Below are 14,146 nucleotides of genomic sequence, written 5' to 3'. Positions count from 1 at the left end.
TCTGTCAGTTTGTTTTTCCAGAGGCCACCACCTCGAACCGTGCCTGCAGCCCTTCGGCCGACAAGGGACCCACCCACAGCGTGAACCAGCCCGGCTCCACCACCCAGCCCCCCTCCAAACCCCAGAACCGAAGCGCACGCACCGGCAACCGAAACCGCACCGCCTTCGTCTCGCCCGGCGCCAGCTCCACCCGCGCAAAGCCCTTCAACTCCTTCACCGGGCGCGTCACCGACGCCACCTCATCCCGCACGTACAGCTGCACCACCTCCTCCCCCCGACGCCGACCCGTATTCGTCACCCACACCACCACCTCCAGCGTGTCGTCCAGCCCCAGCCGCCTCCGGCTCAACCGAAGACTGTCGTACGCAAACGTCGTGTAGGTCAGCCCGTACCCAAACGGATACAGCGGCGTCCAGGGCACGTCCACGTACTTCGACGTGTACTTCTCCTCGGCCCGCGGCGGCCGTCCCGTCGGCTTGTGGTTGTAGTAAAGCGGCTCCTGACCCGTCGCCCGCGGAAACGACACCGGAAGCCGTCCTCCCGGACTCGCCTTCCCGAACAGCACGTCCGCCACCGCGTGCCCCATCTCCGTCCCCAGAAACCACGCCTCCACGATCGCCGGTGCCGAAGCGGCCAGCTCCGGAATCGCCAGCGGCCGTCCGTTCATCAACACCACCACGACCGGCCGACCCAGCGCCAGCAGACGCCGCGCCAGCTCCAGTTGCACCCCCGGAAGCTCCACCGACGCCCGACTGGCCGCCTCCCCGCTCAACTCCCGGTGCTCACCCAGTACCAGAATCACCACCTCCGCCCAGCGTGCCACCGCCTCCGCCTCCGCAAATCCACTCGTGTCCGTGCTCAACGCCGCCGCCACCATCTCCTGAAAACTCCCGGGAGGCACCTCCGCATAGCCCGGCGCGTAGCGCACCGTCGCCCCGGGGAGCGCCGACCGGATCCCCTCCAGAATCGTCACGCCATCCTCCGGACGCCCCGCCGCCGCCCACGGCCCCAGCACACTCGCCGAATCGTTGGCCAGCGCCCCGATGACCGCCACCCGCTGCAACGTGTCGGCCAGCGGTAACAGCTCCCCCTCGTTCTTCAGCAGCACGATCGCCTTACGCGCCACCTCCCGTGCCAGCCGCCGGTGCTCCGGCGACAGCAACACCTGCTCGCGGCCGGCATCCCGACAGTAGCGGTAGGGATCCTCGAACAACCCCAGCCGATACTTCACGCGCAACACGCGCCGCACCGCCTCGTCCACCACCGCCTCCGGAAGCCGTCCGGCGCGCACCTCCTCGGCCAGCTTCCGCACGTAAATCCCGCTGACCATGTCCATGTCCACCCCCGCTTCAAGCGCCTTGCGCCCCGCCTCGGCACTGTCGGCCGCAATTCCATGGAAAAGCAACTCCCAGACCGAGGTGTAATCACTCACCACCAGCCCTTCGAAGCCCCATTCGTTGCGGAGCACGTCGGTCAACAGCCAGCGGTTGGCCGTGGCCGGCACGCCCCCGATCTCGTTGAAGGCCGACATGATCGAAAGCGCTCCGGCGCGCACCGCCGCCTCGAACGGCGGCAGATACAACTCCCGAAGCGTCCGCTCCGAAACATCCACCGTGTTGTAGTCGCGTCCGGCCTCGGCCGCCCCGTAGGCCGCAAAGTGCTTCGCCGTGGCCAGGATCGTCGTCGGAGCCCGGAGATCACGCCCCTGGAAACCCCGCACGCGCGCCGCCGCCATCACCGAACCCAGATACGGATCCTCACCGCTGCCCTCGACGATCCGGCCCCAGCGGGCATCCCGTGCAATGTCGACCATCGGCGCAAACGTCCAGTTGAGCCCCACCGCCGACGCCTCCACGGCCGCCACGCGGGCCGCCTGCTCGACCAGCGCCGGGTCGAACGTGGCCGCCTCGGCCAGCGGCACCGGAAAGATCGTCCGAAAGCCGTGGATCACGTCCAGCGCAAACAGCAGCGGAATGCCCAGCCGGCTTTCCTCGACGGCCTGGCGCTGCATGGCGCAGACGGCCTCAGCCCCGAATAAATTCATCACGGCGCCCACGCGGCCGCGACGTATGGCGTCGGGCTCGCCTTCGCGCACGACGGGGCCGGTTTCGGCCATGCCGCCGTTGTAGAGCGTGAGCTGGCCGAGCTTTTCCTCGAGCGTCATGCGGGCCAGCAGCGCTTCGATGAGCGAGTCCTCGCGAGCCCGGTCCACCGGCTGTGCCACAGCGCCGGTCGAAACGATAAGCAGATAGAGCAGCGCTATTGTCAGACGTTTCCGAACCATAGGCTATTGAGAATCAGGATTTCAGGTGGAGAACGAAACACTCGACGTCTGAGGCTCCGGAGCGCATCCGAATCAGCAGAGGCCCGGAAGGCCACCTGGAAGTGTCCAGCAGAAGGGAGCCAGAATCTTCGAGACCGAAGGTCAAACGATGTACCTCTCGCCCCAGCACATCGTAGACCACAATGGAGACGCGCCTTCCTGGCACATGGCCGTGCTCTATCCGTAGCCGATGGGTAAACGGATTGGGGAAGCAGCGCAACTTTTCCTTATCGAAGACAGGGGCCGGTAATACGGAAGACGCAACCGGTTGAAATCCTGCTCGCTCCAGACCACGTACCACGGCCTCGTGCGTCATCATTCGTTGCCAGATGGCCCCTGTACGAAAGTTTTCGATCATGAGCACAATCGGCCCCTGATCAATGCCGATGTAGTCCGAATCGAACCAGTCCAACTGCACGTTGTAAGCGTCGCGAAACCCATACGGCCCCCAGAGCCGGTTGCGGTAGCGCCGGTACATGGTGCGAAGTGCCCACACCGATGCCTCTGGCGCGAAGGCGATGGATCCTCCAGGCGCAGTGGGTGCCAGTGTGCCGTCATCGTTCATCGGCGGCGGGGCCCCGCGCGCCATGTAACCGCCCGGAACGTCAGACGCGGTCAGTCCCCATTCGTCGGCGCTGTAGTTGGGATAGCGATTGGGATTGGCCATGTGGTAGGCGCGCTGGGCAAGCGTGGCCCGTCGGCTGTTCTCGAAATAATCAATGCCCTTCGCACGCATGTAGGCGTCCTGAATGCCTCGAAAGTCAATCCAGACGTGACTGTATTGATGGCCAAAAAGCGGAGGAAATTCTACAAAGCTATACCCGTAATGAGTAGCCCATCGATAGGTGCTTGTCCACACCTCCCAGGCTTCAGAAGGAAGCGGATGCGTCGGCGAACCCAATGCCAGCAGGTACATGATCATGGCCTCGTTGTAGCCGGTCCAGTCGTAGGGTAGGAATCCTTCCTCCGGTTTCCATCCGAGTGCCAGGGCGGGAGCGCGAGGAGCAAACCAGTCCCATCGAACCCTGCCGTAAATCGAATCAGCCAGCGCACGAATCCGCACTTCGTCTTCATGTGCCCCGTCAAAGTACTGCCGCACGTGTAGAATGCCCGCCAGCAGCAGCGCCGTGTCTATCGTGGAAAGCTCCGACTGCCAGGCTCTTCTACCCGTTTGAAAATCCAGAAAGTGGTAGAAAAAACCCTGATAGCCCGTGGCGTCCGGGGCCGCACTCTGGGGCGCCTCCCAGAAAAACTCCAGTGTTTTCAACACGCGCGCGCGCCCTTCCTCACGGGTGATCCATCCCCGATCGATGCCCACCGTCAGGGCGGACAGGCCAAAACCGACGGCCGCAATGCTGGCCGGGCTGCCCTCTCTGCTCCGATCGCGAATGAGCCCGTTGATGGGGTTGGCCTCCTTCCAGAAGTAGAGAAAGGATCGATACTGCAACAGTTCGAGAAAGGCGTCCTCCAGTCCAGGCCGGGGCGTGGCCTGCACCGGTTCGCTATCGGAACTCACACGTCCCTGCGCGTCAACGCTGCGTACAATATAGGTGTAACGCTGTCCGTTGACGACGTCCAGATCGGCAAAGTCCTCAGGGGGCACCACCTCGGCCCGCAGTACAAACGGCCCATTTTCACCCTCACGTCGGTACACCCGGTATTTCACGGCTCCCTCGACGGGCTCCCAGTAGAGCACCACACTTGAATCCCCGACCTCTGCTCGCAGGCTGGCGGGAGGCTCAGGCGCCGACGTGGAGAGACCGTCGTCCACCACATGCACATCGTCAAACCAGAGTTCTCGAAGGCCCCGGGTGTCCGCGTCTCCCGCACGCAGAGCAAACCCCGCCACGCGCTCCATCTCAAAGTCACCTACCGGGCCAAAGTCGCTCCAGGCAATACGGAAAGCCTGCCAGGTTGTGCTATCCGCATCGAGGCCGTCGTTGTCTACGGCGAGCAGGTAACGGTCTCCCGAGCCCGGGGGACGGGTCGCCGTGCGCGTCACTTCGACATGCCAGGTCGGGCGAAGCCGGCCCGTCTCGGGCTCGGGCGTCAGCACCTCAACGTATTCCCCCGTCGTATCCAGCGTTTGATTGCTGTTGATTTCATAGTAACGAAAGGCCAGAGGCTTACCATCTGCCGTACGCACGATAAAGCGTGCGGGGCGGGCCGGCAATCCGATCGCCGCCTGAGAGGTGTCCAGAACCACGTCGTCGAAAATGAACAGCAGATCCTCGGGGTATCCCGGACGTGGCAACTCGGCGGGCAGCGTCTCCACGTACCTGACGGAAAGCCTGACATCTGTCGTGCTACCCTCCAGCCAGCCGCTGCGTGCGCTATTCCACCCCACCCCGGTGCCCGCCCGCAGTGGAATCGACGCTGTCTCCCGATCGTTTTCGTCGACAAGCGAGATTGCCGGAAGCCAGACGCCCGGAAGGGATTCAGGAGCATTCAGCCACAATACCAGCGTATCTGCTCCGGAAAGGTTGTATGGAGCTTCAAGGCCGTACACAATCAATTCCCAATGCCCGCCCGTGGTGTGGCGATAGATGAGGCGACCCGCTACTACGCCTGAGCGTGCTCGGTTCGTCAGAGGCAACGCCCGATTTTCAGGGCCAGCCAGTACCAGAGAATCGCCGCCCTCGAAGTGCCCCCGAACTTGCGCGTAATATGAGGGGTCGGGACTCTCGTCGAAAAGGACCCAGGTGGTGCGCCCCTGGGCCAGTACCTGACCGGCAAGCCCCATCGCCACCAGGACGCACATGTAACACAATCGGAGCATCTTCTCGCCCCCATTTAGAAAGCGATGCCGGCGCTCAGGCGGTGTACGGAACCCAGGTGGCGATGACTGGCCCATGCGTAATCGAAGTGAAAGCGCACGGGAGCCAGATCCTGCTGAAGACCCACTCCCAGGGTGAGGCCGAATTCCGAATCCCGCTCGAACAGATTTTGATAGCCGGCCCGAAGTGCCAGCATGTCCAGAATCTGCCACTCGGCCCCCAGACTGAGACTTTCCGTATTAAAGCTGGGCTGAAGCGCGTCCGCCGTCAGCAGCAGGCGCTGTCCCGCGCCCAGTTGTAGTGGAAAGCCCATACCCACCCGAAAAAGAATGGGCAGCTGGTAACTCTCCGTATGAAATGCGGCGGGCAGGCTGCTGTTATCGCCGTGGCGATTGGGATCCAGGTCGTAGCGCACGCGCAGATCCCGACCGTCGTAGCGCCCCCTCGTGCCAAAGTTCGACAGGCTGGCCCCCAGATATGCCTGAAACGGAAGCTCATAGAGCACGCCCACATCCAGTGCGAATGCAGAGAGGCTGCTGTGCCAGATCGTTTCGCGCAGCAACTTGGCCTGAATTCCCGCACTGAATCGATCGGTCAGACGGCGGCTGAAGCCCAGCCCGAACACCAGATACTGAACTGTATAGCGCTCACCCGTACCAAGTGGCTGCTCCACCGTGCGCACGTCCATCTCTCCGGAATGCATGGTCGTCACGGAAAGCGACAGGGCGTTGGCGCCCAGCCTCAGGGAGGCCGTCGTATAGGTGTAGGTCAGGTCTGCCAGCCAGCGGCTGTAGGTCATGGCCACCGCCGATTGTTCGAGGTAGGCTGGAATGGCCGGGTTGAAGTAGAGCCCCATCGCGTCCGCATAGGCCGTCACGCCCGCATTGCCCATACCGGCCGCACGAGCGCTGGGCTCAATCAGAAGCACCTGCCCGACCGTTGTGGCCACCTTGGTCTGGGCATATCCTCCACCCGCAAACCATCCCAGCAGCCCGATCATCAGCAAAAGTCTACCTGGTCTTTTCATGACGCCAATCGATAAAATCCGCCGGGCTATTTGATAACCGCAAACTTGCCGATGTACTCGCCCACGCCCGGGGCCTCCACGTGAAAGATGTAGAGGCCGGGGGCGATCTCCAGGTTGTCCTTCGTACGTAGATTCCAGGGCACCATCCCGGTACTGGAGCCGTCGTGGTAGAGCGTCTGCACCAGTTCACCCCGCACGGTGTAGATGCGGATGGTGGCACCCGCCGGAATGTTGCGAAACTCAATGCGCCGCTCTCCCCGACCGCTTACGGCAAAGCGCTCGGGCTCGAACGAGGCGGCGGCCACGTACGGATTGGGCACGACGTAGGGCTCCTGCTTCCGAAGTTGGTCTCGTGCCCGCGCCTCGTCGACGTAAGCACCCCGCGTGGTAAACTCAAAGACGTCGTCAGCCGTCAGAGGCAGGCGCACAACCAGCCGGTAGACGTCTCCATCTCCCGGCGGCATGGCTCCGGGGGGCGTACGCGCCGCGTCGTAGAAGATGCGCCAGGTGACGACCAGCCGCCCCCCTTCTCGCTCCGGCAGCAATACATCGATGAACTCACCATCTGCGCTGAGCGTGCGATCTCCATTGACGTCCCGGAAGCGAAAGTCGAACTGCCGCCCGGAGGCCGACACCACCTTGAAATGGGCCGGGGTGGCGGGCATGCCGATGGCCGCACGCGAAGTATCCAGCGGTTCGTCAGCAAAGACGATCAGCAGATCTTCCGGATAGCCGGGACGGCGCAGATTGGGCGACCGGGTGAACTGGTAGACCGGCCGCAGGCGCACACGGGTGGTGCTTCCGGAGACGAACCCGCTGGCCACCGTGTCCACCTCGGGCCAGGACAGGGTACGGATGACCGGGAGCAGGCCGGCGCCCACCGGACCGGTACCCTGACCCTCCAGATCGCGCCCATCGTCGAAGAGCTCTTCACCGGTGGTCACGTCCACCAGCCGATAAGAATGCGCACGGATACTGTCTTCCGGCGCCTCAAACTCCAGACGGAAGGTGTGCCCGTCCGGCACCAGATCGGGATGCAACACGCGGATCTCCACCTCGCCCACGCCACGGCCCGCAACGTGACGCACCGATCCTTCCTCCACCGAGGCCGGCACGTAGCCGGGAACCGGCGGGTTGGGGCGCACCTCCACCACATTGCGCGGCAGAATGGTCCCCCCACGCAACGTCCGGGATACAGAGATGGCATTTTCTGAGGGATAGAAGTTAAAGGGTGGTCCCACACCCCGGTCGTAAGCCGTTACCGCGTAGTAGTAGGTCTGCCCGTTGACCACAGAAGAATCCGTCCAGGTGTGCACGATGCCACTGTCCTCGCCCAGCCAGTACTGCACGCCCTGCACGGCCTGCTCCGAAAAGCCCCGGATACCGTTGATCAGGTCGAACTGCGCAATGGGTCTGCCGTTACCGATGGGTCCTCCACCCCGGGCGTCGCGAATGAGCTGGGCGTCCAGAAAATTGGGATCGGTGGCCCGGTAGATGCGATAGCCCTCAAAGTCGTTTTCGCCCGTGACGGGATCGATGGCTTTTTCGGCCCGGTTGTCCCACATAAGCGTGACATATCCATCACCCGCATAGGCCTGCACGGTGGGTGCAGGTGGCGGGATGGCGAACTGGTAATTGGCATTGTAGATGGACTGGACCACACGGACGGTCGTCTCCAGATCGATCAGATCCTCGCCGTAGGCCAGAGCCAGGCTGAACCGCTCGCGCTGTCCCGCCTTCAACTCGAACGGTCCCGAAGCGAAGAGAAAGCCGATGTTGTAGTTCTGTACCAGCGGCCGGTCGAATCGCACGGCGGGGTCCGGGTGCGTGAACTGCTGGTAGAGGCGCCGGGGCCATTCATTCTGGTCCATAAAGAAGACGATGTTATCTGTTTCGGTGGCCGGTGAGCCAGCACCCGGGCGAATCCGGTTCATCTTGAAACCGGTCAGCCCGATCATATCGCTTTCCGTGATATCCGTTCGGTCGAAATTGGGCTCTCCCTCCGTGGGGATGCAGTCTCCCTCGCCGGTATCGGGCTCAATACCTTCTTCAGGATTGGCGAAAACGCCGTCGGCTCCCGTGTCGTGTGCTTCACACACCCAGTCCAGGTCCTCGTCCCCAGTCCACCACACCCCGGCCCTGTAGGCGGGTCTATTCTCCAGTGGACCGTAGGCCCGTTCGAACTTTTCCAGGTCGTAATGGCTACTCACATAGGCACGGATAGCCTCCTGTCCGACGATTTTCTCGCCCGGACCACTGTCGCGACGCTCATCGATAATGCCGTCCTCGTCGTTGTCTATCCCGTCGAAGGGATTTCCCGGGGTCTCCAGATAAGCGTACCCCACGTAGCCAGTAGGCTCGCAGTTGGAGCGCAGACTGACGCCATGTCCGCCCTTATCCCAGGTGTAGACCAGGTTAAGGCCCAGATCCGTATTGTAGAAGGCATTGTCATCGTCGCTTTCGTAGACCCCGTCGCACGACAGTTGAGAGCCTCCGACTCCCGAGTCCATGTAGAGCCCGAAGATCATATTGGGGTAGTCGGTGGTGCTTTCATTGACGATATCATAGTGCCAGAAGATGACGTTCTGAGCCTGCGGGTTGGACCACTGGAAACCCCGCACCTCTACCCGCAGCCCAAGACCGCGACGCGTGGAGTCCCGTGCGTCCGGGTAGAAGTCAAACGTGGCGTAGAAGTTGTCGTCCATCACGAAGAAGGATTCCTGATCGGCGTTGGGACGCTTGCCAAAGTAGCCGTTCCAGGAACCGCACCAGCCCGGATCATCGGGGTCGTTGATCTTGTCGTACCAGCATTGCTCCGGCGAGACGCCCTCACGCGGGTTGCCGTTGGCGTCGACGGCACCAGGCCACGTGCGCGGATCATTCGAAATGGCAATCGAGCGCGCCCGATTGATGGTGGGATCCGGTTCGAAGAATCCCGGCCGCGGCTCAAAACGCATCTGGCGGCCTGGATGAAACGGATCCACCGCCTGCCGCTCCCGATAACCGGTAAGCATGACGTAAATGGAATCGTTGGGATTGGAGGCCCGGGGTACCCGTGTGAGCACAAAGGGCGTAATACCATCGGAATAGTTCAAACCCGTCCCTTTGGGCACCTCCACCGAGTGGAAAACACTCAGGTCCGGATTGACCTGGAAGTCCCCCACCATTCCAAAGTTGTAAAAAATGGTGCGGATACGATTGGCATCGTGAATGCCCATGCGCTCGGCGCTGATCTGACTACGCCACTGAGGGGGAGTCACCGGCTCCAGTTGCTGGGCGCGGACGGCCAGCACCAGGCCCATCAGCAATACGCCAGTGCTGAAGCAGTACTTGAACATCTTCCTCTCAGGATTATTGTCTCGATGCCAACCAGTTACGTTGCAGTCTGACGCCAAATTCCACACGCCGCGGCGGATACAACCGTCCGGGATCCGGATTGCGCTGGGCAATGGGATTGAGTGTATAGAAAGGGCTGCCCGTGTCGGCGTACACGAAGCCGTTGAAAAAGTGGGTATCCGTTAAGTTGAACACGCGCAGGAAGACAGCCAGCTGCAAACCTCCAAAGCGAAAGTACTTTTCCGCCTGCAGATCGATCTGCATGGCCGACGGTTTGCGTCCCGAGTTAGGCTCCAGCTCGGCCCCAAAGCCCGATCCGAGCGTGGGGGTATAGGGCTGGCCGGAGGCCAGGCGCAGGATTCCCGTCACCGCGTAGTCGTCGGGCCGGCTTAGCAGCACGCTGACATTGAGCGTGTGGCGCTGGTCCCAGTTGAGTGGCACCTGCCTGGGACGGGGATCCTCTCCGGCTGCGGCCCGGTTGGCTGTCTCGCGGGGGTCACTGCTGTTCCCCAGAGCTTCCTGGTAGGTGTAGTCGATCGCCACGCTGAGCGGCCCCCAGTTGCGCTGGTCAAGCGAAAGTGTAAAGCCCCGAACGTTGCCGAAGTCTACATTACCGAAACGTGCATATTCGGCAGCCGTATAGGTGGACTGGAACACTACGCCGAGCAGATCGCGGATGTCCTTGTAAAACAGGTTGACGTCCAGTCCCAGATTTTCCGTCAGCGCTGCCTTGAAGCCGAACTCGTACAATGCAGTAAATTCAGGCTTAAGGTCTGGATTACCCATGACCGAGTAGCTGACGCTACCGGCCTGCAGGTCCTTCAGGATTGAGTAATCCGCGTTATCGAAAAGCAGGCCGAGACCGGGCATCTGATAGAAGTGACCATAGGAGAAGAAGACCGAAGCGTTGGCCAGAATCGGAAAGGAAACCCCCAGGCGGGGCGCCACAGCCCATTTAATTGAAGTGGGCACCAGACGAGAGGGTGGCGCTCCGGGAATGGCGTTGGCCGGATTTTCCCAGTCGCTGGGCACACGGCCGTTCGCGTCAAAGAATTCAAAACGAAGCCCTGCGCGAATCCGGAGGTTTCCCCACTCGATACGATCCTGCACGAAGGCAGCTCCCTGCACCGGTTTGTAGGTCAGCACGCGGGCCCCGATCGAGTCCTCCCGCACCACCAGCCCCTGCCGGCCTCCCACATCCCCCTGCGTGATCAGACCGGGTACGCCAAACTTCAGAATGAACGGCTGCACCTCAACCCCCGCCTTGATCAGATGCACCTTTGTCACCTGGCTGGTGACCGCCAGCTTGGCCACCAGAGCATTGGTCTGCTGCACAAAGCGCCCCAGGTCCACTCCCTGGATAATGGCTCCATCTTCGTAAACCGGGCTTCCCTGAGGAGCGCCATACTCGAAATACCTCGGATCGCGCACGTCGTCGAAGCGCACGTTCTTGTGGTCAAAAAAGTTGTGGCGCAGGCTCAGCTCGTAGAAGGTGGTGCCGGAGAGGGTGTGCGTCAGGTCCAGCCCGTGCGAAATCGAGAACTCACGAATCGTACGGGTCCCGTCTGGATTGAATCGGAAGGCGTGGTTGTACTGTTTACGGCGCACCCAGCCCCCCACTGCCTGATAGTTGAGCTGGACGTTGGGGATCGATCGGTTGCTGATTTTTCCGAGAAAGGACCAGCGCTTCTCGAATTGCATGGGCACGATTTTATGATCGCCGTTCTCCACAAAGACGCCTCGCTCGAAATCTGTAGAGTCGTGCGCCAGTGGCAGAAAACGACGCACCCCCATCAGGTAGCCGAGGTTCTCATAGCGCTGTCCGTTGATCAAAAACGTGGTCTGAGGAATCAGTGGCAGTGGTCCGCTCAGGTTGGCCTGCAGGTTTCGGATGGTCAGCGGATCAATCCGGGAGATAAATGGATACAGGGCTACTCGTTCGACGCCTTCACGCGTTCGCACCTCCATGGAATCGTTACCTGGGCTCACATAGTCCCCGGCATAGGCTTCCAGGGAGAACTCGTAGCGATCGGGCGACCCGCTACGCAGCACCGCGTTGACCACGCCGCTTAGCGCCTGGCCGTATTCGGCATCGAATGTACCTTGTATAACCTGCACCTCCTGCAACACGGAGCGATCCAGCGTGAGAATGGACTGGTTGTTGAACGGGTTGTTTACCGTCACACCGTCCACCTGGAACTGCACTTCGCCAAGCCGTCCGCCCCGGAAGTGGCCATCGACCACGCCCGCCTGTAGATTCACCAGGTCCTCCAAGCGCTGCACGGGCAGTTGTTCAATCTCCTCCCGTGAAACCGTGGCCATCGTGCTGGTGAGCGTAACGTCAACGACAGGGCGCTCTGCGGTCACCACCACCTCCTGCCCTTCGATCACCTCTTCCTCCAGTGTCACATCCAGGCGCGTGGTCTGATTGGAGGCGATCTGGACCCCTTCGATAATCTTGGTCTGGTAGCCCACCATGCTGAAACGCACGCGGTAGGTGCCCGGAGGGATGCGGAGCACCAGGTAGTCACCCGCTGCGTCGGCCGCCGCTCCTAGCATGGTGCCCTCTACCAGCACCGTCGCTCCCGGCAGGGGCATCCCCTGACTGTCGGTAATGCGTCCGGCCAGTTTACCACTCTGGGCCCAGACACTCTGACCGAGGCAGAATGCCAGGATCCAGACGCCAAAGCGCAAACTACCATGCATGGGTCACAAAGTTTTGCGGGTGTCGGGGTCGCATGCGACCCCGACACCCGTCCTCAAAGCTACTGCACGACGATCAGACGTCCCGTTGCCTGTGCGGCACGCACCTCATTACGCCAGTGTATGCGATACAAATAGAGACCCGGGGCCAGGTCAGATGCACGTAAAGTGATCTCCTGGCGTCCGGACTGCTGAAGGCCGAGGTGCAACGTCTTTACAGTCCGTCCCAGCACATCGAAGACCTGCACCAATACTTCGCCGGCTGCGGGCAGCTCGTAAGCGATCGTGGTGCTTCCACGGAAGGGATTGGGAGCGTTCCCCAGTAGCCGAACGGTGGAAGGCAACGGCTCGGCCACGGCCTCATTGGCGACGATCAGAAGCGGATCCACATACGCCAGTGCCGTAGGGCCTCCCCAGATGTCGGCATTGCCCTCATTCATGTACCAGACAAAGGTGCTGTAGCTCTGCTCAGCCGGGTCCAGCCCGTCGCCATCGAAATAGGTGAAGCCCAACCCGATCGTGTAGGCGACTTCCGTTTCATCTTCATATCCGGGGATCTGAGTCAGATCAATGGCCATCTCAATCTGATAGCCTTCGTCCACATCCGAGGGATCGGCCACCGTGGAGCTCCCCTTCAGATAGATGGCCGCCTGAACCGGACTGTTGCCCGCGCTGTCCGGGGCGGCATCCTCCATCCGTACGGCCGAACTGCTGGAATCAATGGCTACCCGGAAACGCTTGACAACATAAGGAGCACCCGGACGGCTGTTCTGTTTGGCGCGAATGTTGACGCGTATTCCATCGCTGAGGTCGCCGTTGATGGCCTGGTCATCTGTATCCAACCCGACATAGAGCGTCTTGCCGACAGCAAACAGATAGATGCGACCGATCGTCGGATCTACCACGGGCGGAGCGTTCTCCGCGTCGCCCCCCGGACGGAACCAATGCGTCTGGTAAGGACCAAACAGTCCGGGCAGGGCATCAAGCGCCTCCGGCGGCATCTGGTACTGCAACGAGAGCGTCGGTTCAAGGGCAGTCCATACCGGCTCGTCGAGACGTCCGTCAAGCGTGACAACAGCCCCGGTCGGAGCCACTGGGATACGGAAGTCGGGTTCGTTGACCTCCGGAACCGAACCCGAGCTGACGGTTACGTCCGGACGACCAAACACGTAACCAACGCCGTGTGGCATGTCATTCCCCCAGGGATTCTGCCACCAGGCCCGAGAGAGGTATTGCCGGGTGGGGTCGGCCGGCCAGGCATAGTCGTAATCATACAATCCGAAGGAGATCGGCACGTGATCTCCTTCAGGACGCGTCATGTCAAAGCCCAGCTTTGACAGGTCGATCCACATCTCCAGGGTATAGCCGGTGTCTTCAGTGGCATCATCGTTCGAGGTGCCATCAACCGTGGCGGCTCCATCCCAGACAGTACGGTCGTCTGTCAGGTCGCCACCTCTTCCGCCAAGGTTCAACGTAGGCGGATCCCCGGGATTGCCGCTACCACGCCAGGTGAAGAAGAACTCGTCAACGTTGACGTCCTTGGTGTAGTTGGGGCCGTCGTAGGCCGTCTGGCGGCGGTTCTTGTTCAGAATGGCAATGATCAGGCCGTCGTTGCGAAAGAAGTCGCCCCCCGGATCGCCTCCAATGGATTTATCCTGAGCAACCACTCCAATCCACAGCTTATTACCATCTCTGAGTAGATAAACAGTACCGTTGACAGGATCTGTAGGTGTAATGGTAAAGGAATCAAAAAAGTTATCCCAGCCTCCCCCGGGTTCATAAAAGGTGGGATTTTCCCATACCAGTGGAATCTTTTCGGCCTGTTGCCAGACCGGCTCATCCAGACGTCCATCAAGGGTCATGGTTGCGCCCTCAACGTCGCGGGCCCACACCACATCGAAGGTGCGAGCGGGCTGTCCCATAGCCTGCAAGGCCAAGAACGGCACGAGCAGGGCCAGCATCGTAACGGTTCTCATAGTG

Annotated in this window: 6 protein-coding genes; all 6 read right to left on the bottom strand. The window is 61.4% G+C overall.

Annotated features, from left to right (window positions below; genetic code table 11):
- Positions 1–4 precede the first annotated feature (4 nt).
- Genes bglX through GYH26_RS07120 form a run of 6 tightly spaced genes read right to left on the bottom strand, consistent with a single transcriptional unit; the run spans position 5 to position 14,142 of the window.
- Positions 5–2,284: a beta-glucosidase BglX gene (bglX, locus tag GYH26_RS07145; protein WP_161541064.1), complete on the bottom strand. Its 2,280-nt coding sequence runs from the start codon at positions 2,282–2,284 to the stop codon at positions 5–7.
- A gap of 13 nt (positions 2,285–2,297) precedes the next feature.
- Positions 2,298–5,102 (bottom strand): glucoamylase family protein, encoded by a 2,805-nt coding sequence (locus GYH26_RS07140; RefSeq protein ID WP_197738552.1) that lies wholly within the window; start codon positions 5,100–5,102, stop codon positions 2,298–2,300.
- Positions 5,103–5,116: 14 nt separating this feature from the next.
- The gene (locus tag GYH26_RS07135; RefSeq protein ID WP_206751746.1) at positions 5,117–6,127 is read right to left on the bottom strand and encodes a PorV/PorQ family protein; all 1,011 of its coding nucleotides are present in this window, start codon (positions 6,125–6,127) and stop codon (positions 5,117–5,119) included.
- A gap of 26 nt (positions 6,128–6,153) precedes the next feature.
- Positions 6,154–9,465 (bottom strand): hypothetical protein, encoded by a 3,312-nt coding sequence (locus tag GYH26_RS07130; RefSeq protein WP_161541062.1) that lies wholly within the window; start codon positions 9,463–9,465, stop codon positions 6,154–6,156.
- A 13-nt stretch (positions 9,466–9,478) separates the two neighbouring features.
- Positions 9,479–12,169 (bottom strand): TonB-dependent receptor, encoded by a 2,691-nt coding sequence (locus tag GYH26_RS07125; RefSeq protein WP_161541061.1) that lies wholly within the window; start codon positions 12,167–12,169, stop codon positions 9,479–9,481.
- Positions 12,170–12,228: 59 nt separating this feature from the next.
- Positions 12,229–14,142 carry a T9SS type A sorting domain-containing protein gene (locus GYH26_RS07120; protein ID WP_161541060.1) on the bottom strand — a complete coding sequence of 638 codons (1,914 nt, stop codon included), beginning with the start codon at positions 14,140–14,142 and terminating at the stop codon, positions 12,229–12,231.
- Between the last annotated feature and the right edge of the window lie 4 nt (positions 14,143–14,146).

Origin of the sequence: Rhodothermus marinus (assembly GCF_009936275.1) — a bacterium.
Taxonomy (GTDB): domain Bacteria; phylum Bacteroidota; class Rhodothermia; order Rhodothermales; family Rhodothermaceae; genus Rhodothermus; species Rhodothermus marinus_A.
This window is presented reverse-complemented; position numbering and strand designations above follow the sequence as displayed.

Bases quoted from the DNA above. Each gene is read 5' to 3' on its own strand.
- GYH26_RS07120 (WP_161541060.1), bottom strand. From the start codon at position 14,142: ATGAGAACCGTTACGATGCTGGCCCTGCTCGTGCCGTTCTTGGCCTTG.
- GYH26_RS07130 (WP_161541062.1), bottom strand. From the start codon at position 9,465: ATGTTCAAGTACTGCTTCAGCACTGGCGTATTGCTGATGGGCCTGGTG.
- bglX (WP_161541064.1), bottom strand. From the start codon at position 2,284: ATGGTTCGGAAACGTCTGACAATAGCGCTGCTCTATCTGCTTATCGTT.
- GYH26_RS07140 (WP_197738552.1), bottom strand. From the start codon at position 5,102: ATGCTCCGATTGTGTTACATGTGCGTCCTGGTGGCGATGGGGCTTGCC.
- GYH26_RS07125 (WP_161541061.1), bottom strand. From the start codon at position 12,169: ATGCATGGTAGTTTGCGCTTTGGCGTCTGGATCCTGGCATTCTGCCTC.
- GYH26_RS07135 (WP_206751746.1), bottom strand. From the start codon at position 6,127: ATGAAAAGACCAGGTAGACTTTTGCTGATGATCGGGCTGCTGGGATGG.